This window comes from Paenibacillus lupini (assembly GCF_011761355.1).
GTDB classification, from domain to species: Bacteria; Bacillota; Bacilli; order Paenibacillales; family Paenibacillaceae; genus Pristimantibacillus; species Pristimantibacillus lupini.
In genome coordinates this window covers 102,849-123,018 of record NZ_JAASRW010000011.1, presented here as the reverse complement: position 1 = coordinate 123,018, position 20,170 = coordinate 102,849, and the positions used below count along the sequence as shown (strand labels likewise).

Sequence of the window (20,170 nt, the reverse complement as noted above, 5' to 3'; positions counted from 1 at the left end):
GTATCTTATTTAGCTATGCTCGATTAATTCGATCCACTCATTATACTCGGTTTGAAGCTTGCGGTATTCAATCTCCAGCTTCTGATGCTTATGAGTAAGCGATTGGAGTTCCTCACGAAGAGCATCCGTTTCACCGGAAGTTTCCTCATGCTCTGTTGCCAGCGACTGTGTACGCTCTTCAAGCATCACCCTCAATTCAGCAGCTGCCGCAGCTTCTGTGCGTGCCGCTTCAAGCTGAGCATAGAGTGACTTCTCTGCGGCTTCACGGGCACGTTCAGCTTCTGACAACCGCTCAGCTTCTTGCCTTGCTTGACGGGCTAACTTTTGTTCCTTCTCCAGTTGCTCAGTTAACGCTTGAGCTCTTGACGATGCTGCTTCCAGGTGCTGCACAGTGATACGCTCACGAGCTGCCGTATACTCGAGCTGTTCCAAGAGCTGGTTCTCACGTTCCGTAGAGCTTGCGAGCTGCTCTTCCATTTCCAGTCCACGAAGCTCAACATCTTCCATGGCTGCTTGAAGCTCTTCAATTCGAGCACGCAGATTGCGCTGTTGTTCTTCCTGCTTCGCCATAAGATCGGAATAACGTTCCTGTGCTTCAGCTTGACGCTCTTCGTAACGTTGTTCCAAATGTAGTCTTTGCTGTTCGAATTGACGGGAATGGTTATGCTCCCGCTCGTCGAGCTCTACCTTAAGCTCTTGCAGTTGACGTTCGAGCAGTTCCATCTGCTCCATATACTGAAGCTCCAGCAGCTCTGTTTGATCAGCAAATTGCTTCTGCAGCGTACGAATTTGCTCTTGATGACGTTGTTCCAGATCAGCGAGTTTTTCTTCCTGTTGTTGAGCCATTGCTTGGCCTTGCTGTTCAAGCTGGCTTTCCAGTTCCTTCTGAGTCAGTTGGTAAGCTTCCAACAGATGCTGAAGCTCTGCATATTGCTTTTCATAACGTTCTTTCAATTCAAATTGCTGCTCAGCATGGCGTAGTTCAATCTGCTCCTGCTGCCCTTCATACTTGCGCTGCAGCTTATATTTATCTTCTTCGTATTGAAGCTCCAGTTCAATTTCCTTCTCTTCAAAAATAGCTTTTGCCTCAGACAACTGACGTGCTTGCTCCTCCAGCCGGCTTTCCGCTTCGCTATACCGATCAGCATGAATCTGCTCGATCGCTGAACGTTCCGCAGCAAATTGACGCCGCTGTTTCTCCAGTTCATCTTGAAGATACACATATTGCTCCTGCAATTGCTGCAGCTTCTCCGTTTGTTCCGCTGCAAGAGCCTCAATAGCTGTCTGAAGTTCTTGCTGTTTGCCCGCCTGCAGTTCCATTTGCGCGATTGTTTCAAGCGATTGTATAAATTGCTGTGATTGCTCTTCCAATTGCTCCTGCGTCTCGGCGAACTGCTGACCAAGCTCATGCACTTCCTGTTCCAGAACTCGAATGGAAGCACGTAAAGCTTCCTCCTGCTCCAGCGCTTGCATCAAATGATCATCGGCTGCTTGTAGACGCAGTTCATGAGACTGCTTATCTTGGCTCCAGGCTTGCTCAAGCTCGGCTGCTTTCGTCAGCAGTCTTGTACGCTCTTCAATCCAGTTATTACGGCGGCGTTCAAAATCAGCTTTTAATGTTTGCTCAAGCTGAGCGATTTGCTCTTGCCATTGTTGTTCTTTCGACTGGATTAATTCGAGTGCTCTCGCACGTTCCATCTCGAGTTCTTCCGCTGCAATAACTTGAGCTAATGTCAGCTCATCTGCTGCTTCTACTACTTTGTCTCGTTCACGTGCAATCTCCTGCGCAGCTTTTGCTTCTTGCTCTGCCAACGCTGCGGCGGCTCTTGAATGCTCCAGTTCCAACTGCTCTGCTAGTACATTTGCGGCTTTCGCGCGCTCACGCTCCAGCTCCTCTGCGGCCAACGCTTGTGCCAGAGCCAGCTCCTCGGCTGCTTCCGCTGCTTTTGCACGCTCGCGTTCCAGCTCCTGCGCTGCTGCTGCTTGCTGCTCCGCTAACGCTCTCGCCGCATTTTCGCGCTCACGCTCCAGCTCCTCTGCAGCCAGCGCTTGTACCAGCGCCAGCTCATCAGCTGCTTCCGCTGCTCTTGCACGCTCGCGTTCCAGCTCCTGCGCTGCTGCTGCTTGCTGCTCCGCTAACGCTTTCGCTGCTCTTGCTCGCTCAAGCTCCACATGCTCTACCAACGCTCTTGCCGCTTGCTCACGCTCACGTTCCAGCTCTTCTGCAGCCAGCGCTTGTGCCAGAGCCAGCTCCTCGGCCGCTTCCGCCGCTCTCGCCCGCTCGCGTTCCAGTACCTGTGCCGCTTGCTCTTGCTGCTCGGCTAATGCTCTCGCTGCTTTCTCGCGCTCATGCTCCAGCTCTTCAGCAGCCAGCGCTTGCGCTAACGCCAGCTCCTCTGCTGCTTCTGCTGCTTTAGCACGCTCGCGTTCCAGCTCTTGCACCGCTTGTGCTTGCTGCTCGGCTAACATTCTCGCAGCTCTTTCACGCTCACGCTCCACATGCTCTACCAATGCTCTTGCCGCTTGCTGACGCTCACGTTCCAGCTCTTCTTCAGCGAGCACTTGCGCCAGCGCCAGCTCCTCGGCTACTTCCGCCGCTCTCACTCGCTCGCGTTCCAGCTCCATCGCTGCTTGCTCTTGCTGCTCCGCTAACGCTCTCGCTGCTTTCTCGCGCTCCTGCTCCAGCTCCTCAGCAGCCAGCACTTGCGCTAACGCCAGCTCGTCGGCCGCTTCAGCCGCTCTCGCTCGCTCGCGTTCAAGCTCTTGAGCCGCTTGCTCTTGCTGCTCGGCTAGAACCCTCGCTGCTCTTTCACGCTCACGCTCCACTTGTTCCGCTAACGCGAGTGCTGCCTGCTCACGCTCACGCTCCAGCTCTTCTGCAGCGAGCGCTTGCCCCAGCGCCAACTCGTCTGCTGCTTCCGCTGCTCTCGCTCGCGCGCGTTCCAGCTCCTGCGCTGCTTGCTCTTGCTGCTGGGCTAACGCTCTTGCCGCTTTCTCGCGCTCTTGCTCAAGCTGCTCCGCTAACGCTTCCGCTGCTTTCACACGCTCGCGTTCCAACTCCTCAGCAGCCAGCGCTTGTGCCAGCGCCAGCTCGTCTAATGCTTCTGCCGCTTTCGCACGCTCACGCTCCAGCTCCTCAGCTGCCAGCGCTTGCGCTAACGCCAGCTCCTCGGCCGCTTTCGCTGCTCTTGCTCGCTCGCGTTCCAGCTCCTGCGCCGCATGCTCTTGCTGCTCCGCTAACGTTCTCGCTGCTCTTTCGCGCTCACTCTCCACTTGCTCCGCCAACACTTCAGCTGCTTTCACACGCTCGCGTTCCAGCTCCTCAGCAGCCAGCGCTTGTACCAGAGCCAGCTCGTCTAACGCTTCCGCCGCTTTCGCACGTTCACGCTCCAGCTCCTCCGCGGCAAGCGCTTGTGCCAGCGCCAGTTCGTCTGCTGCTTCTGCAGCTCTCACTCGCTCGCGTTCCAGCTCCTGCGCTGCTTGCTTTTGCTGCTCCGCTAACGCTCTTGCCGCTTTCTCGCGCTCCTGTTCGAGCTGCTCTGCTAACGATTTCGCCGCTTTTTCGCGCTCACGTTCCACATGCTCAACCAACGCTCTCGCAGCCTGCGTACGCTCACGGTCCAGCTCTTCTGCAGCCAGCTCTTGTGCTAACGCCAGCTCGTCAGCTGCTTCCGAAGCTCTCACTCGCTCGCGCTCCAGCTCCTGAGCCGCTGCTGCCTGCTGCTCCGCAAGCACTTTCGCAGCTTTCTCCCGCTCTTGTTCTATTTGAACCGCGGCTTCTGCACGCTCACGCTCCAGCTCAGCTTCAGCCTTCGCTTGTGAAATCTCCAATTCCCGCTCCAGCTCAGCTGCTGCAAAAGCTTGTACACGCTCGATCTCTTCGGTTGCCTCCGCTTGAGCAAGGGCAAGCAGCTCAGCTGCTTCCTCCAGCTTTGCTGTCAATTCCTCAGCAGCAGCCGCTTTCGCAGCGGCAATCTCGGTTTCATATTCGCCGCGAAGCTCCTCCAGCTCAGTCTTCGACTTGCGCTGAACGGCAGTAAGCTCCTCACGCAGTGACACCTCAAGTCTACTTGCCTGCTCAAGCAAATCTACCAGTACAAGACGCTTTGCTTCGGCATCATGCAAAGTATCATTTTCGCGGCGCAGACGGAATACTTCCTCTGTCATCTGCACGGCTGCCAGAACAGCCAGTTTAGGCATATCAAGACGAGGAGAGCCGATCGCGAGCTTTTTCATTGCATCGTCAATCGTGCTGGCTACCCTTTTAATATAATCAGCATTATTGTGGCCCTTAAGCTTATATTGATGTCCGTATATATCAACGGTTACAACGGTTTGATCAGTATCCATACTGGGTAACCTCCTATTTATCTGCCTCACATTTTAAGGTGCTTCATCAAATTCAATCAATTTGCCTTCATCTATGTAACAAGAAACGACAGCTAAAGTTTCATTTATGTGAAAAAACTCATTTTGAGAAGCCTTTCATGGGCAAAAAACACAAAAAAAGCCGCATCGAAAGTTCACAAGGAACTATTTCGATGCGACTTAAAAGGTTTCCTGCCTACTTCCTTAATTCTGCAGCAAAAGATTGTTCAAGTTCTGCAACAACTTTACCGTGCAGTTCTGTCACTTCTTCGTCGGTCAGCGTACGGTCTGCATGACGGTAAACGAGCGACAAAGCAACGCTCTTCTTACCTGCGCCAAGCTTCTCACCCGTGAACACGTCGAACACTCGAACAGACTCGAGCAATTCACCGGCAACAGCCCAAGCTGTTGCTGTAAGCTTCGCAGCCGGAACGGCAGCATCAAGCACAACCGCAATATCACGCTGCATAGCCGGGTAACGAGGAAGCGCCTTGTATGCAATGCTGGAATCTGCCAGCTCATACAATTTGCCCAGCTCAATCTCAACCACATACGTGTCTGCAAGATCGCTTTCATGCTGCAGTGTAGGGTGCAGTTGACCAACATAACCGATTGTTTCCGGTCCATGTGCTGTATCCACGATTACCGCTGCTGTTCTTCCAGGATGGAAGTTCACAGGCTGCGCCGATTCATAACGTACTTTAGCCGTCAGGCCAAGGACATCAATAACGGTCTCTAGGACGCCTTTGGCATCATAAAAATCAACCGGAGCCGATTTGCGGTTCCACTGTGCATCAACACGGTTACCAGTAAGAAGAACCGCAAGGCGATGCTTCTCATGCGGAAGACGAGTAAGTACCTCTTCCTCCGTGTGGAATACACTGCCGATTTCGAAAATAGCAGAGGATTCATTTTTACGGTTACGATTATAAGTCGCCGTCTCAAGCAGCTGTGCGAGAAGTGTTGTACGAAGAACGCTGCGGTCCTCGCTCATCGGCATCGCCAGTTTCACCGGCTTTAATCCCGCGCCAGACAGGTCAGGGAATATTTCCGTACGAGCAGGGCCTGTGAATGAATAGCTCATCACTTCATGCAGACCTGCATCCGTCAGTCTTCTGCGAAGCTCGCGGCGAATCGCTTGTGGCTTCGTCAACGCTCCAGGCGTCACATCACCGTGAATAGGTGTTGTTGGAATATTGTCATAGCCGTACAAACGGGCTACTTCTTCAATCAAATCTACATCACGTGTAATATCGCCGCGACGGGTTGGTACCGTTACGGAGAATCGATCATCCGCATCGGACAGACGGAAGCCAAAATGAAGGCGGCCAAAGATCGTCTCCACTTCCAGCCTCGACAGTTCTGTTCCGAGATAGCCATTGATCTTCGCAAGTGTCACGTCAACAACAGCCGGCTTCGCCTCAGCGGTAACCACTTCAACAATTCCTTCTGCAACCAGTCCATCAGAAAGCTCAGCAATAAGTGCTGCAGCGCGGTTCAGAGCTGGAATAACGCGGCCAGGATCTACTTCTTTCTCGAAGCGGATGCTTGATTCCGAACGGAGACCAAGCTGACGGGAGGTTTTGCGAACCGTACCACCGTCAAATCTCGCCGACTCAAGCAGGATGTTAACGGTTTTCTCGTTCACTTCCGAGTTCGCCCCACCCATAACACCAGCCAGAGCAACAGGCTTCTCACCGTCTGTAATCACAAGCATATGCGGCTCAAGTGTACGCTCTTGATCATCAAGTGTAACAAGCTTCTCGCCTGGCTTCGCCAAACGTACATCGATACGGCCTGTCGTAATGGAATCCGCGTCAAAAGCGTGAAGCGGCTGGCCATATTCGAGCATAACGAAATTTGTTACGTCAACAACGTTGCTGATCGGGCGGATACCCGCTGCAATCAGGCGGTTTTGCAGCCATTGTGGAGATGGACCAATTTTCACACTTTTAATGTATCGCGCGCTGTAATGCGAGCATTGCTCAGGTGCGCTTACCGATACCGAGATATGGCTGTCTGCACGATCAGCCGCGTGATTCACAACAGCCTCAGGCAGACGAACTTCACGGCCTGTCAGGGCCCCAATCTCATAAGCAACGCCAAGCATGCTGAGGCAGTCGGAACGGTTAGGCGTCAGATCCAGCTCAAGCACTTCATCATTGATGCCAAGAATATCGCCGATTGGCATACCAATTGGTGTCGATTCAGGAAGCACCAGAATCCCTTCCTGCTGCTCTTTCGGCAGCAGCTTGTCATTGATGCCAAGCTCCTTCGCCGAGCAGATCATCCCTTGCGATTCTACACCACGCAGCTTCGCACGTTTGATCGCAAAGTCGCCAGGAAGCTTCGCGCCAATCATGGCAACCGGAACCTTTTGTCCAGCATCAACGTTTTTCGCTCCGCATACGATTTGAAGCTCTTCGCCTGTGCCGACATCAATCTTACATACGCTCAGCTTATCCGCATCCGGATGCTTCTCGCGGGATTTCACGTAGCCGACAACAACGCCGGTTACCCCTTTGTTCAGAGATTCCACGCCGTCGATCTCGATACCGCCGCGGGTCATTTTTTCTGCTAATTCTTCGGCTGTGTAGCCGCTTAGATCCGTATATTCATTCAACCATTGGTAAGATACTTTCATCGCTTATTTCCCCTCCCCTTACATTCTCGCGAATTGGCTTAAGAACCGTTGATCATTGGTATAGAAATGACGGATGTCGTCGATGCCGTATTTCAAAAGAGCAATACGCTCTACACCCATACCAAATGCAAAACCGCTCACTTCCGCTGGATCGTAGCCGCCCATCTCGAGAACACGCGGATGAACCATGCCGCAGCCAAGAATTTCAAGCCAGCCTGTTTGCTTACACATCCGGCAGCCATGACCGCCGCATTGTACGCAGGTTACGTCTACTTCCGCACTTGGCTCCGTGAACGGGAAGAAGCTTGGACGAAGACGAATTTGTGCCTGCTCACCATACATTTGTTGTACAAATTGAAGCAGCGTGCCTTTCAGATCGCTCATACGGATGTTAGGACCAACCACAAGTCCTTCAATTTGATTGAATTGGAACGAGTGAGTCGCATCGTCATCATCGCGTCGGTATACTTTACCTGGGCAAATGACTTTAATAGGCTTGCCGTTCATTTGCTGCATCGTCCGCACTTGTACCGGGGATGTATGTGTACGCATCAGGATATCTTCCGTAATATAAAACGAATCCTGCATATCGCGGGCCGGGTGGTTTTTTGGCAGATTAAGCGCTTCGAAGTTGAAATAATCGGTTTCTACTTCCGGACCTTCTGCAATAGAGTAACCAAGGCCTACGAATACATCTTCGATTTCTTGCGCCACTTTGTTCAGTGGATGTACAGCGCCAGTAGGCAAAGCTTTACCTGGCAGTGTCACGTCGATCGTTTCTGCGCGAAGACGGTTTTCTGTCTCAGCCGCAAGGAAAGCATTTTGCTTCTCATCAATAACGGACTCAATCGCTGCGCGAACCTCATTCCCCACTTGACCAATCACTGGACGCTCTTCAGCACTAAGGCCGCCCATACCGCGCAAAATCTCAGTAAGTGCACCTTTTTTCCCTAAGTATTTGACACGCAAATCATTCAACTGCTGCGGATTATCGACCTGCTGCAGCTCTTGCAGCGCTTCGCCGCGTAGGGCTTCCAAACGTTCTTTCATCGTAAAATCTCGCCTCCATCTTGGATTATAAAAAACAAAAAAAGGCCTTCCTCCCCGTAAGGGACGAAAGACCGTGGTACCACCCTAATTTGGATTGCTGTTCCTCGCTTAACTATAAGCAAACAACACAATCCCTTAAGCCCCGTTAACGGCGGGAACCGGACCTCCCCTACTCACGCTTTGGCAACATGCCGCGGCGGTTCAGGTGTCTGCTCCGGAGTGAACTTCAGCAGCCTGGCTATCGTAAAGACGCTCGCAATCCATGGCGTCTTCTCCCTGTCCGGCAGTTCTGCTTACTTATCTCCATCAAAGCTTTACTCATTTTAAAATATTATAGACACAATAATGCATATTATATGCTTTTCCTTATTTCCTTGCAACTCATGAGTTAAACAAACATGAACTGCCTTACTTTTTCAGCAGCCCTTGCTCGTAAGCATAACGGGTAAGCTGAACTCGGTTATCGAGATGAAGCTTCTGCAAAATGTTCTTCAGATGATTCTTGACCGTATGCTCGGATAATCCAAAAGCCGTTGCAATTTCCTTATTCGACTCCCCCGTCACTACACGCTCAAGAATATCCTTCTCCCTCGAGGTAAGAGGTGTGGTCAGCACAGAAGAATCACTTATTCCCGGCTTAGCCCTGCTGCTTCCGTTCGCCGTGCTGCCCGTTACAGCAGATGAAAACTCCTGCAGCAGCTTAAAGGCAATCTCCTTCGACATAGGCGCTTCATCAACCACAACAGCCCGCAGGTATTCCTTCCAAGCCGAAGGGGCTAAGTTTTTAAACAGATAGCCCTGTGCCCCCCGCTTTATCGCTTCGAACAGATGGGTTATATCATCGGATACCGTGACCATGACAATCTTTAAGGAAGGGTATAGAAACTTTAACTGCTGCGTCGCTTCAAGTCCTCCCATCCCCGGCATATTGATATCCATCAGCACGAGATCAGGTAAAACATCATCGATGCGGGCAATCGCTTCCTCACCACTCGCGGCTTCGCCAACAACGATGAAGTCTGGATCAGAACCAATAATCTCCCGCATACCCTCTCTTCCATGAGGATGATCATCCACCAGAAATACCCGGATTAATGCTTCCTGCTCCTTATTCATTCTTATCCCCTCCTGACATAATACGAATCCGTGTCCCTTCTCCCTTGGCACTTGTAATGTAGAACGACCAGTCCATCTGCTCCGCCCGGTCCTTCATCATTCGGATGCCATAGCGATCCTTCGCTTCGATTTCGCTTGACTCTGCCCCTACTCCGTTATCTCTTATTTCACAGTCAAAATTCCCGTCATCATCGAGCTGATGGCAAATGACCTGTACTTCTGTCGCCTGCGCATACTTCCTGACATTCATCAGTGCTTCCCGAATAATAGCTTGAAGCTCTACCATCTGTTTATTCGTCAAGACTCCTTCCGGAAGCTGCCAGTCAAGCTGAACGTGGACGCCGCTGTTTTGCAGCAAATCAGAGGCAGCACTATGGATTGCATTCAGCCAGGAATCATCTACAACAACAGCCGGAGACTGCAAATTTGCAATCGATTGACGGACATCCTCATACACATGCTTAACCGTCTTACGGATCTGTTCTGTCGTTTCTCTTGCCTCATCATTTAGCTCTGTATGCTCAAGCCGATCAAGCTTCACCGAAAGTAAAAATAAGGATTGCGAAATGCCGTCATGCAGTTCGCGCGCCAGCTGCTCACGCTGCTGGAAAGACGCTTTTGATAACCGCTCCCTTTGCAGTGCCTCCTGCATCTGCTCGAGCTTGGCAAACAGCCCTCTTGTTAAAGTTAAGGTAATAAGAAATACAAGTGCAGGAGCAAGAAAGTTGCCAAGCTCCATCGAGATAAAAGGCAGCAAAAAGACATGCCGCACGTACTCCCATAATCCAACCACAATCACAGGCAGCCACATGATAAAAAACTTCAGCCATTTATAAGACATCGGGTGAACCCTCCGTTAACATCATGAATCATTAATGCAAACAACAATTTCCCGGGTAATGTAAATTAAAAGGATAAACCTAAGATAATCTCCTCAAGTGTACTAAAGGCTTTCGTAAAGAACAACGAGCGATTCGTATAAGAAGCTTCGCCTGCGAGCAGAATGAGGAATATATGTGAAGATTGGAGGAATAACGGTGATGACAGAAACTTATTTTAAACTTGCAGAGCTTGGGAGTCACGTAGATGCTCTTGAGGAGATTCGGAATCTAGAGCAGAAGCTGACGGATCAATTTGGCTCCACAATCAGCTTAATTGCTTATGAGGCAGAGGAAGACAACTAATTTAACGGATATGACACCGGCATAAATTACGCATCCATTGGCTGGAGTGAGGTTGCCTCACTCTTTAGTGAGGCCTGCCTCATATTTTGATTGTTCAGCATAGTTGAGAAAGCCCTTAAAGCAATATGACTCATTAAATAGTGAAGTTCCATCACTAATGTGCTTATAGGCATTTTCCATCCTCCTCCAAAATTCTATTGACAGAGTCCCCTTTTTTTATTATTTTAGTTGTACATACAAAATAGAAGTCATCACATATACGAGGAGGGCATATCGTATGACAAACGAGAACCTCACGAACGAAGCCGACGATAACGAGTCTTTTTTGCATAATTGTCTCTATTTCACGACGAATCGCTTGAGCAGAGCCATTACCCGCATGGCTGACGAAGCCTTCGCAACAACGGGGCTTGCTCCTGCATACGGCTATGTAATCCGGTTGGTTGTAGCAAAGCCTGGCATTACGCAGAAGGAATTGTCCGAGAAGCTGTATATTACTCCCTCCACCCTTACTCGATTCATCGATAAGCTGGAAGGCAAACGTCTCGTGGAGCGCAAGGTACAGGGCAAGACGGTCCTTGTCTACCCAACAGAGAAAGGCCGGGAGCTGGAACCAACTATTCGAGCCGCTTCCAAGAAGCTTCTTCAAACGTATCAAGACATTCTTGGTGTCGAAGCTGCTGTACTATTGACCCAAACGCAAGAGTCGACGAGTGATCAATTAGAGAGATAAGTTAATTTCTTGTTTTATCAAATTTTTTTTATTCATACGTTTGTATGTACAAACAAAATAGAGGTGTAAAATGACGAATCAAGTACAAGTAAAAAGCAAGTTTTATTACGGCTGGATTGTCGTTCTGCTTACTTTCGTTACCCTGTTAGTATCCGCAGGTATTCGCTCCATGCCAAGTGTATTGATGATTCCCTTCCAAGAGGAATTTGGCTGGAGCAGAGGCGAAATCTCCAGTGTCGCTTCAATTGGGATCTTACTTTATGGGCTTGTTGGTCCCTTCTCTGCTGCCCTCTTACTGCGCTTCGGGATTCGGAAGGTTGTCCTGCTGTCTCTGTCGATATTAGCGGCAAGCCTTGCGGTTACGCCATTCATCACTGCTTTATGGCAGTTTGATCTGCTTTGGGGTCTTGTCTCCGGTCTTGCAACAGGCATGATGGCCAACGTGCTTGGTGTTACCGTCAGCAATCTATGGTTCGTCAAGCGTAAAGGTCTTGTTGTTGGACTATTGACGGCAAGTGCTGCTGCAGGGCAGCTGTTGTTCCTGCCGCTTCTGGCCAGGATGACCTCCGATTATGGCTGGCGGTATGCGATGTATACAGCGGTAGCCGGCATTGTCGTCGTATTTGTTGTTGTAGCCATATGGATGAGGAATCATCCTTCTGATGTTGGAGCTGCTCCTTATGGAACGGATGAAGTGGTTGCTCCAACGCCATTCAGAGGCAATTTATTTCTTACTCCTATTCATAATCTTGTCTTTGCTATGAAAAATAAAACGTTCTGGCTGCTCGCAGGCACCTTCTTCTTTTGCGGATTTTCAACGAATGGTTTGATAGGCACTCATCTTATTGCCGCCTGCGGTGATCACGGAATGGTTGAGGTTGCTGCTGCAGGTCTGCTGGCGATGATGGGCATATTTGACCTATTCGGAACGACCATCTCCGGCTGGTTGTCCGACCGCTTCGACAGCCGCTGGCTGTTGTTCTGGTACTACGGCTTACGGGGTTTGTCACTGCTGTTCCTTCCATTCGCGCTTGATGCTACTCCAGCTATGCTCGTTATTTTCTCGGTGTTCTACGGGCTTGATTGGATTGCAACTGTACCACCAACTGCGAAGCTAGCAGGCGAGACTTTCGGAAAAGAAAAATCAGGCATGATCTTCGGATGGATTGTTGTTGCCCATCAGATCGGCGCTTCAGCCGCCGCTTATGGCGCAGGGCTTATGCGAGATTGGCTTGGCACCTATTCGCAGGCTTTTGTGATCGCCGGCTTTACCTGCTTCTTCGCTTCCTTAATGGCTATTCGTGTTAAAAGACATTTTGCGGAACTCAAGGATCCTGCTGTTCAGGCTTAATGTTTGTATAAAAAAATCCGGCTTCCTTTTTTAGGGATAGCCGGATTTTTTGCAGCATTACACCTTAAACTTCTCGATCTCCAATTGCAGCAGCTCCGCCATTTGAGAAACCGATTGAGCAGCACCGGTAATCCCTTTCATCGATTCCAGCTGTTCCTCCGCTGAAGCAGATACTTGCTGCGCACCGGAAGCCGTATGCTCCGATACCTCCGTAATAGATTTCATCGATTGCACCATCTGCTCAGCACCAGCTGTCATTTGCTGCACAGAAGAAGATACCTCTTGGATCTGTGAGGTCACCACATTAACCGATTGCTGAATGGATCCGAAGGACTCACCTGCTGTATGTACCAATCCGATTCCTTGGATCACTTCCTTCTTCGCCGTATCCATCGAATGGATTGCTCGGCTCGTCTCTTCTTGAATGAATGCAATCAAATCTGAAATCTGCTGGGACGACAAGCTCGACTGCTCGGCTAATTTCCGGACTTCTGCTGCTACAACAGCAAAGCCGCGCCCCTGCTCGCCAGCTCTAGCTGCTTCTATTGCTGCATTTAGTGCAAGCAGATTGGTCTGCTTGGAGAGGGCGGTAATGACACCGCTGATTTGTCCGATCTCCTGGGAACGATCTCCGAGTCCTCGTATAACTTCAGCAAGTTCATTCACCGATTGCGATATCGCATTCATTTGTCCGATGACGGTTTGGATCGAATCCGTCCCTTCCGATGCTTTCGAGTAGGCATCAAGTGTCGATTCTGATACCACTTGCGTATTACGGGCAATTTCCTGTGCGCCTAACGATATTTCATAAATCGTCTTGGACGCTTCTTCGACCGTATTGAACTGATTCTCTACTTCGGTTGCAACAGACTGCATGGTTACAGCTATTTGTTCAGTCGCAAGTGTAGTCTGCTCAGCGCTTGCAGTCAGCTCTTCGGCTGATGCTGCAACTTGACCTGAATTAACGCTGACCTTCTGAATTAACTCTCTAAGATTACGGCGCATCTGCTTAAAGGAAGCGGCTAAATCGCCGATTTCATCTTTATTCTTAATACGAAGCTCCGTTGAAGTTAAGTCGCCTGATGCAATTTTTTCAGCAGCCTTAGAGAGCTCCACAACTGGTTTACTAATTAATCTACCTATATACAACGCAACCGCTAGTCCGATAATTATGGCGAAAAGCCCGAGTAATAACATAGAGGTTTTGGTGCTCTACACTTGTTGTTCCGTATCATGATGACCTTCATCCATAATCGTTTGTTGATATGCCGTTAGTTCGTCCATCTTGCTGTCAAAGACTGAGGCGACCTCATGCCCTTGTGTCGTAACCAGCTTCAAGTATTCATCCGTCTTGTTCTGATCCTTCAATTGCATTTCCTGGGCTGCAATATCATGAAATTGAGACTCCAGCTCGATTAGCTCATGCATCAGCTCCTTCGCTTTTGGAAGAGCGATTATTGCTGTTAGATTATTGCTAAGCTCCAGGAAGTTATCATGGGCTGCTTTGAAATTTTGTGCCGATGCTTCGTCCTTGACGATCAAGTACCCCCGGGCATTAAGCTGCTCCTTCTTGATCGCTACGTTTAGTTCCTGAATCAATATCAGCTTCTTTGCCTTGTCATCGATTAACTTCCCATAAGCCTCATCTACGGATGTAATTTTGGAATAACCAATAAATACGATTGCTGTCAAAATGACGAGTATGGCTAAAAATCCCATGAATAATTTTCTGCTTACGGTCAACTTCATTATCCACCTCTTCCAAATTTAACCTCATTAACAATCCTTATTTTAGGAGATATGACCTATCTTGATCTAGTATAAAATTTGGAATTTTTAGACTTTAGGAGCATAAAAAATGGAGAACATGCCAACTTGGCACATTCTCCATAACATTTCATTCACTTATTTTAAAAACTTGACCAGATCGAGCTTGACCTCTTCCACCCAGACATCGGTAATTTCGGCATCCCTGAAATATTTCCAGCCCTCATAGTAGACCTTCGTCATATAGACGGATACATCAAATCGCCCCATAGGGAATGTTACCTTATAACCTTCAAAGAATTCTCCTGTAATACCATCTTCAGTCATAGTTAACCTCTCCCCGATCCCTATCAAATCTCATACATAATATCTAATTTTAGGAGATTATTTCATTGGAGTCTAGCGAAAAATTAACACTGCATGAAAGCTATTATTTACCAGTAAGTTTTTTCAAATAATCAGGCCAAAAGACTTCAGAAACAGCTGGGCAGCCGCGGTCTGCCGGCCATATATAGACCCAGCCCTCCAGATTGCGATGATGAATATCACGCACCCAGATTCGCTCATAGTCGTTTAATTCCTCTATCCCGTAAAAGTCCTCAAGTTCATCCAATAGGACCAGCCCACTAGGGTCAATCGTTAACCATAGGCCTTGAATAACAGAAGCGCTATTCCGGGAAGCTTGATCTCTGACTGCTGCAGGATATTCTCCTACATCCACGAGTCTGCCTGGAATAGTTCCACTGGCGGTTTCCCTTATGTATGGCAATACAACTTGATGGTTGCTAAGACCCGGGAGTAAGGAGCCATATACAAACACTCTCACTCCTAACTGCCGCTTATTCACGCAGCGTCCTGCTTGGAGACCGGAGAATAATATCGGCCGCTATTAAAGCCTCTTTAATACGGGAAGCAAATAGGGCAGCATGAGCACCATCCCCATGCAGGCAAATGGTATCCGCCTGAACATGGACGGGTGAACCATCCGGCGTATAGGCGATTCCTTGCGCAGCCATAGCAACCGCCTGCGCCGCAGCTTCGTCAGCATCATGAAGAACAGCCCCTGGCTTGCTGCGGGCGGCAAGACTGCCGTCTAGTTCATAGGCCCGGTCTGCAAATACTTCAGAGGCATAAGGCATTCCGAATCGAATCGCTGTATCGAGTAAAAGACTGCCGGATTGGCCGTAAATGATAAGCTGATCATCTATAGCCAGAGCGGCCTTGATGATCGCTTCAGCTATTGCCTTATCCTTGCCTGCCATATGATAGAGAGCTCCATGCGGCTTCAGATGAGTAAGCCGTCCTCCCGAAGCCCGTACGATAGCTTGCAGTGCACCAAGCTGGTACAACGTGAAATCATATACCTCAGAAGCGCTGACCGACATTTCCCGGCGTCCAAAGCCAAGGCGATCAGGCAGGCCAGGGTGTGCTCCGATAGCTGCACCAGCAGCAAGTGCTTGATTGACCGCAGTGCGCATCGTATGAGGATCACCGGCATGGAAACCGCAGGCGATGTTAACGCTGGTAACATATTGAAGCAGCTCCGTATCCTGTCCAAAGGTATAGGTACCAAAGCCTTCTCCAAAATCACAGTTAAGATCAACTGTGCGGATGAGTGAATTGTGGTTGCTTGCCATAATGAAGCTCCTTTCTCTATTAAGGCTGACGGCTGCGAATGGCAGCAGCCAGCATGCGAATGTCCTGCTCGCGCTGGCGATCCAGCCGCTGTGCTTCTGCCAGCGTGACCGGCTGAAACCGGATGGCATCACCCGGTTTCGCCTGCGCTAGCAGCGGCATGTCGACCGTTGCGACATGCGCGATCTTCGGATAGCCGCCGGTTGTCTGGCAGTCGGCGGCTAAGATGATTGGCCCGCCGCCGGGCGGCACCTGGACGGCGCCGGGCGTTACCCCGTGCGAGAGCAGCTCCGCACGGGACAGTCTTGTAAGCGGGGTGCCGATGAGGCGGCATCCCATCCGGTCTGAGGCGGGAGCGATGATATATCGCTCCCGGAACAGGGCTTCACGGGCAGCAACGCTAAACTGCCCGTATTCGCTCCCCGGCATCGCGCGAAGCACGATGCCGTCTTCGCCGTCGCCGCCGCCATAGGCTGCCGGCGGCGCAAACCATGGCGCGGCCGCCCACGGCAGGCGACGGCCCGCGCCTTGCGGCGCTGTTGCGGCAGCTTCGCCAAGCCGCGACAGCGCCGCAAGCCATGCAGCTGCCCACCGGGACGGGGCAGCTGAGCCTTGCCCTGCTCCGCAGGACAGGGCATCGCCGGCGGCAAGGCGCCGCCCGGCGAGTCCGCCCAGCGCGGCGCGCACATCGGTGCTGCGGCTGCCGAGCTCACGCGGCACACCAAAGCCCCCGGCTGCCGCCAAGTAGACGCGGCAGCCACTGACAGCCCGGCCAAAACGCAGCACCGCGCCACGCGGCACAAAGACCGGCCGCCACATCGGCAGCTCTTCCCCATCAACTGTAGGTTCCATGTAGGCACCGCAAGCGGCAATAAGCAAATCGGTATCAATCTCCAATTCAGGACCAACAAGCGTTATTTCCAGACCTGCCTCACCTTCCTCGTTACCTACAAGCAGATTAGCGATCCGCAGGGCATAACGGTCCATTGCCCCTCCGCTCGAAATCCCGGATGAACGGAAGCCGTCTCTTCCCAAATCCTGAAGGGTTGTGAGCAGCCCGGCCTTCACTACTTTCATGCGGCCGCTCAAGCCTTCCGCTTCCGCTTCCACTTCCATACCGATCACCTCTCTCGTCAGTTACATAGGAATAAACCTGATGCGGTCGCCTGCTCTTAGAAGCACCGGCTCACTTCGTTCTTTATCAAACAGCACGATTGGTGTATAGCCAATGAGCTGCCAGCCACCTGGCGTTGCGAGGGGATAAATCCCGGTCTGCTTACCGGCTATACCAACCGATCCAGCTGGAACGACAGCGCGGGGAACTGATTTGCGAGGCTGCTCAAGCTGCTGAGGCAAACCGCTCAAATAAGGAAAACCCGGCATAAAACCAATCATCGCCACCGTATAATCCGCTTTAGCATGCTCTTCAATAAATTGATCAGCCGTCAGGTCTGAACGAGCTGCCGACTCCAGCAAATCTGGCCCGTACCTTCCGCCATAATAAGTTGGAATATCAATCTGCCGTGACTGAATTTCCCGGTCCGAATCCAAAATACCTCTTGCAATAAACCCTCTTAGCTTTCGCTCCGCCAATTCATACGGTACGAGGTCCTGCGTCTCTGAACCTTTCCCAATCTCCTGCCAAAGCACAGAAGGATCATACAAAACCGTCACCGTTTCATAAGCGGGTACAACATCAACAATCCAACCTTCGGCTTGCTGCCTCAAGGCCCATGCAAAATCAGCCATTTGCCTCCAGCCGTCCGCACCTGCAGCTTGTTCCAGTTGAACGACAACCGCCCGGTCGCCAAGCGGCGTTAGTTGAACCGTCATTTCCACCAGCTCCCGACTCTGTTCTTTTCATACATTGTAAAAGAAAACCTGCACGACGGCTATCTCCTGCACAGAGAAAAAGAGATCGCCCCTTATACCAAGCCTGCTGGCTTCGGGTCGATCTCTTCAAACCTCTATTCTATCTACTCCACATAACGATTAATGACCTCTACAAGCAGATCATTAAGCAGCTTTGTCTCATATTCCCCAACAGCCGGCTCCAAGTGATCACTTCCGATCCCGCTGTCATCGGTCAGGAACAAGTATGTTCCTCCTGTTGCAACAGCCGCAAACCGCAGCAAATACTCCGTATCGATATCAATACCGCTGGACGCAACCGGTATTATTCGAATACCTTCCTTGGCTGCCTCAGCCATCACGCTGTGCATCTCTTGGATCATTTGAGTCTCTTGATGCGGAGGAGCGTCCAGCACAAGGAATAGCAGCCTCGCCCGCGCGTTCTCGCTCCACTTATGCTCACTGATAGCATTCCGTAAAGCCTGCTCTACAGCCTCGGGATAATCCCCGCCTCCCTGCGCTTTCTGCTGGGCAATAAGCTGAACAGCCTTATCGATGTCCTTTGTAAAAGGATTCGCCTTTACGACATAGTCATCATGAACATCACGGTAAAAATTCGTACTCATCTGTATATCCAGCTGGTTCGCATGCTGATCGCCTACCCGGCTGATCACATCCTTCAGCTCTGCTTCCAAATAATCCATTTCATCCTGCATGGAGCCAGTCGTATCCACGACAAACATAACATCAGCTTGATCGGAGATGGACATTTCATCGTCCAGATCAACCTTTAACGTACCTTGTCCAGGGACATCAATATCCTGAATCCGCTTTTTTTGCTGGTCAGCCATTACCTCGACGGTATAACGAGTTCTTTGATCGTTCTGCTGCTGATTATCCTGGAATAATCCAGCAAAGAGGTAAGCCCTTCCGTCAGCATTCGTTCTCGCTTCCCATACGACGTCTTTCTGCTGCCCGATCAGCTTCACCTTGGCGTCAGATACGGCCCGGCCATCCGAAGTAACCATCACCTCAAGCCGGTTGAAGCTATTGAACTGCCAATCGGTTAAGCTGATGCTCCCCTCCCTGCTGTTCATTAAATTATCGAACCGCTCCCAGGCCGCAAGATCATCCCACTCGCCTGCTGTAAGCTGTCCTGCTTGAATAGGAGCATCCGACGAACCCTGCCTGCGGACTTCTTCTGTTGCCTTAGTAGGTTCTTCTGCCCGGCTTTCTTCCGTGTGTCCCCGGTCATCCGTTGATGTATTTGATGCGCTGCTGTTTGAACCAGGCGCACCTTTGTTTGCTGCATTAATGTTACGTGACGAAGAACAACCACCCAAAACAAGTAATGCAATAAGCGTAAAAATCATCATGGTCATGAGCTTGCTTTTTGTTTGTAGTTTAAGCATTTTCCACAACCCCCTTTTTTTGTTAATTAGTAAGACGAAGGAAGGCTGGTGATTGTTGCATTAACCAGCAATGAACATTACAATCAAAAGCAGACATCACGGCATACATTTTTTCCACGCCGTTCTATGTCGTTCATGGAGGGCTGCAATAATGGAAACCATTCAATTAAAGGACATTGAAATTGTATACCAACAGCAAATGAAGGAGCTTCCGTTTCAGACAGCCGAGCTTGTATTAGTGTCGGACTATGGCTCCCGGCTTTGGTATGTGGATGTTAATGGAGTAAAGGATATCGAGCTGCTCGAGTGGTTTGGACAAAGCGAGGATATTCGAATCGAGCTTTTCGCAACAGCTCTGGACGGACGAACCTTTAACGGAACCGCCTACCTGCATCCGAATGAGCCTCATCAGGCTGCAGCCATTCGAGGCGACGGAGAGCTTCGCGAAACTTAATGCTTTTTTTGTACATATGGAAGGAGAAATCTACATCATGACCATTACTTCGAGAGTTATTACCAATGAAAAAGATATGCAAGCAGCCTTTGATATCCGTAAAAAAGTGTTCGTTGACGAACAAGGCGTCCCTGCTGAGAACGAATACGATGAATTCGACGCAACAGCCAAGCATGTGCTTGTCCTTTACAATGGCGAACCTGTTGCTACAGGTCGCCTAAGAGAGGTCGATGGCGCTGCCAAGCTGCAGCGTATCTGCGTACTTGAATCCCATCGCAAATACGGCCTTGGCCGCGCAATCGTCGAGGCACTCGAATCGGCAGCTCGTGAAGCCGGTCTAAAGGAAGCCAAACTAAACGGCCAGACTCATGCTGAAGCCTTCTACGCCAAACTCGGCTACCACACCGTCTCCGACATCTTCATGGAAGAGGGCATCCCCCACGTCACCATGAAAAAAAAGCTGTAAAAGGGAGCCTTGACTCCCTCCTATCTCACCAAGGAGCTGCCTATATCAGGCAGTTCCTTTCTCTTTCTCATCCCTCTCCTCCTACCGTCTCATCATCCACCAGTATTCACTAGTATTTCCCAGTATTCTATGCTCATCA

Annotated in this window: 18 protein-coding genes; 5 read left to right on the top strand and 13 right to left on the bottom strand. The window is 50.4% G+C overall.

Annotated elements, in window-relative coordinates:
• Positions 1-9: 9 nt before the first annotated feature.
• The 5 genes from FHS17_RS27770 to FHS17_RS27750 all read right to left on the bottom strand — a co-directional run bounded on the left by FHS17_RS27770 (position 10) and on the right by FHS17_RS27750 (position 10,019).
• Positions 10-4,350, bottom strand: a complete 4,341-nt coding sequence (locus FHS17_RS27770; RefSeq protein WP_167282289.1) for a hypothetical protein — start codon at positions 4,348-4,350, stop codon at positions 10-12.
• A gap of 214 nt (positions 4,351-4,564) precedes the next feature.
• Positions 4,565-7,012, bottom strand: coding sequence for a phenylalanine--tRNA ligase subunit beta (pheT, locus tag FHS17_RS27765; protein ID WP_167282287.1), 2,448 nt, complete (start codon positions 7,010-7,012; stop codon positions 4,565-4,567).
• Positions 7,013-7,030: 18 nt separating this feature from the next.
• Complete coding sequence (pheS, locus tag FHS17_RS27760; RefSeq protein ID WP_167282285.1) at positions 7,031-8,062, bottom strand: phenylalanine--tRNA ligase subunit alpha; 1,032 nt, start codon at positions 8,060-8,062, stop codon at positions 7,031-7,033.
• A gap of 408 nt (positions 8,063-8,470) precedes the next feature.
• Positions 8,471-9,178, bottom strand: coding sequence for a response regulator (locus tag FHS17_RS27755; RefSeq protein ID WP_167282284.1), 708 nt, complete (start codon positions 9,176-9,178; stop codon positions 8,471-8,473).
• On the bottom strand, positions 9,171-10,019 hold the full coding sequence (locus FHS17_RS27750) for a sensor histidine kinase (RefSeq protein WP_167282282.1): 849 nt from the start codon (positions 10,017-10,019) through the stop codon (positions 9,171-9,173). The genes FHS17_RS27755 and FHS17_RS27750 overlap by 8 nt, the downstream gene beginning before the upstream one ends.
• 196 nt (positions 10,020-10,215) lie before the next feature.
• Between FHS17_RS27750 and FHS17_RS27745 the strand changes: the two genes are divergently transcribed.
• The 3 genes from FHS17_RS27745 (at position 10,216) to FHS17_RS27735 (ending at position 12,446) form a co-directional block, all read left to right on the top strand.
• Positions 10,216-10,362: a hypothetical protein gene (locus tag FHS17_RS27745; RefSeq protein ID WP_167282113.1), complete on the top strand. Its 147-nt coding sequence runs from the start codon at positions 10,216-10,218 to the stop codon at positions 10,360-10,362.
• A gap of 277 nt (positions 10,363-10,639) precedes the next feature.
• Positions 10,640-11,095 (top strand): MarR family winged helix-turn-helix transcriptional regulator, encoded by a 456-nt coding sequence (locus tag FHS17_RS27740; protein ID WP_167282280.1) that lies wholly within the window; start codon positions 10,640-10,642, stop codon positions 11,093-11,095.
• Positions 11,096-11,165: 70 nt separating this feature from the next.
• On the top strand, positions 11,166-12,446 hold the full coding sequence (locus tag FHS17_RS27735; RefSeq protein WP_167282278.1) for an MFS transporter: 1,281 nt from the start codon (positions 11,166-11,168) through the stop codon (positions 12,444-12,446).
• A 57-nt stretch (positions 12,447-12,503) separates the two neighbouring features.
• Here FHS17_RS27735 and FHS17_RS27730 read toward each other — a convergent pair whose 3' ends face one another.
• From FHS17_RS27730 to FHS17_RS27700, 8 genes are all read right to left on the bottom strand, one after another.
• Positions 12,504-13,643 carry a methyl-accepting chemotaxis protein gene (locus FHS17_RS27730; protein ID WP_243865574.1) on the bottom strand — a complete coding sequence of 380 codons (1,140 nt, stop codon included), beginning with the start codon at positions 13,641-13,643 and terminating at the stop codon, positions 12,504-12,506.
• Positions 13,644-13,658: 15 nt separating this feature from the next.
• On the bottom strand, positions 13,659-14,195 hold the full coding sequence (locus FHS17_RS30755) for an MCP four helix bundle domain-containing protein (RefSeq protein ID WP_243865573.1): 537 nt from the start codon (positions 14,193-14,195) through the stop codon (positions 13,659-13,661).
• Positions 14,196-14,351: 156 nt separating this feature from the next.
• Positions 14,352-14,540, bottom strand: a complete 189-nt coding sequence (locus tag FHS17_RS27725; protein WP_167282276.1) for a hypothetical protein — start codon at positions 14,538-14,540, stop codon at positions 14,352-14,354.
• Between the two features lie 103 nt (positions 14,541-14,643).
• Positions 14,644-15,060, bottom strand: a complete 417-nt coding sequence (locus FHS17_RS27720; RefSeq protein ID WP_341805929.1) for a gamma-glutamylcyclotransferase family protein — start codon at positions 15,058-15,060, stop codon at positions 14,644-14,646.
• The gene (locus tag FHS17_RS27715) at positions 15,053-15,850 is read right to left on the bottom strand and encodes a LamB/YcsF family protein (RefSeq protein WP_208420601.1); all 798 of its coding nucleotides are present in this window, start codon (positions 15,848-15,850) and stop codon (positions 15,053-15,055) included. Before FHS17_RS27715 ends, FHS17_RS27720 begins: the two co-directional genes overlap by 8 nt.
• Positions 15,851-15,869: 19 nt before the next feature.
• The gene (locus tag FHS17_RS27710; protein WP_243865572.1) at positions 15,870-16,964 is read right to left on the bottom strand and encodes a 5-oxoprolinase subunit C family protein; all 1,095 of its coding nucleotides are present in this window, start codon (positions 16,962-16,964) and stop codon (positions 15,870-15,872) included.
• Between the two features lie 21 nt (positions 16,965-16,985).
• Positions 16,986-17,681 (bottom strand): 5-oxoprolinase subunit PxpB, encoded by a 696-nt coding sequence (gene pxpB / locus FHS17_RS27705; RefSeq protein ID WP_167282273.1) that lies wholly within the window; start codon positions 17,679-17,681, stop codon positions 16,986-16,988.
• Positions 17,682-17,824: 143 nt separating this feature from the next.
• The gene (locus FHS17_RS27700) at positions 17,825-19,111 is read right to left on the bottom strand and encodes a VWA domain-containing protein (RefSeq protein ID WP_167282271.1); all 1,287 of its coding nucleotides are present in this window, start codon (positions 19,109-19,111) and stop codon (positions 17,825-17,827) included.
• A gap of 151 nt (positions 19,112-19,262) precedes the next feature.
• Here FHS17_RS27700 and FHS17_RS27695 point away from each other — a divergent pair, with 151 nt between their 5' ends.
• Positions 19,263-19,565: a hypothetical protein gene (locus FHS17_RS27695; RefSeq protein WP_167282269.1), complete on the top strand. Its 303-nt coding sequence runs from the start codon at positions 19,263-19,265 to the stop codon at positions 19,563-19,565.
• A 37-nt stretch (positions 19,566-19,602) separates the two neighbouring features.
• Positions 19,603-20,031 carry a GNAT family N-acetyltransferase gene (locus tag FHS17_RS27690; protein ID WP_208420600.1) on the top strand — a complete coding sequence of 143 codons (429 nt, stop codon included), beginning with the start codon at positions 19,603-19,605 and terminating at the stop codon, positions 20,029-20,031.
• Positions 20,032-20,170: the final 139 nt, after the last annotated feature.

Coding starts and splice junctions, on each gene's coding strand:
- FHS17_RS27770 (WP_167282289.1), bottom strand. CDS start 4,350: ATGGATACTGATCAAACCGTTGTAACCGTTGATATATACGGACATCAA.
- pheT (WP_167282287.1), bottom strand. CDS start 7,012: ATGAAAGTATCTTACCAATGGTTGAATGAATATACGGATCTAAGCGGC.
- pheS (WP_167282285.1), bottom strand. CDS start 8,062: ATGAAAGAACGTTTGGAAGCCCTACGCGGCGAAGCGCTGCAAGAGCTG.
- FHS17_RS27755 (WP_167282284.1), bottom strand. CDS start 9,178: ATGAATAAGGAGCAGGAAGCATTAATCCGGGTATTTCTGGTGGATGAT.
- FHS17_RS27750 (WP_167282282.1), bottom strand. CDS start 10,019: ATGTCTTATAAATGGCTGAAGTTTTTTATCATGTGGCTGCCTGTGATT.
- FHS17_RS27740 (WP_167282280.1), top strand. CDS start 10,640: ATGACAAACGAGAACCTCACGAACGAAGCCGACGATAACGAGTCTTTT.
- FHS17_RS27735 (WP_167282278.1), top strand. CDS start 11,166: ATGACGAATCAAGTACAAGTAAAAAGCAAGTTTTATTACGGCTGGATT.
- FHS17_RS27730 (WP_243865574.1), bottom strand. CDS start 13,643: ATGTTATTACTCGGGCTTTTCGCCATAATTATCGGACTAGCGGTTGCG.
- FHS17_RS30755 (WP_243865573.1), bottom strand. CDS start 14,195: ATGAAGTTGACCGTAAGCAGAAAATTATTCATGGGATTTTTAGCCATA.
- FHS17_RS27725 (WP_167282276.1), bottom strand. CDS start 14,540: ATGACTGAAGATGGTATTACAGGAGAATTCTTTGAAGGTTATAAGGTA.
- FHS17_RS27715 (WP_208420601.1), bottom strand. CDS start 15,850: ATGGCAAGCAACCACAATTCACTCATCCGCACAGTTGATCTTAACTGT.
- FHS17_RS27710 (WP_243865572.1), bottom strand. CDS start 16,964: ATGGAAGTGGAAGCGGAAGCGGAAGGCTTGAGCGGCCGCATGAAAGTA.
- pxpB (WP_167282273.1), bottom strand. CDS start 17,681: ATGACGGTTCAACTAACGCCGCTTGGCGACCGGGCGGTTGTCGTTCAA.
- FHS17_RS27700 (WP_167282271.1), bottom strand. CDS start 19,111: ATGCTTAAACTACAAACAAAAAGCAAGCTCATGACCATGATGATTTTT.
- FHS17_RS27695 (WP_167282269.1), top strand. CDS start 19,263: ATGGAAACCATTCAATTAAAGGACATTGAAATTGTATACCAACAGCAA.
- FHS17_RS27690 (WP_208420600.1), top strand. CDS start 19,603: ATGACCATTACTTCGAGAGTTATTACCAATGAAAAAGATATGCAAGCA.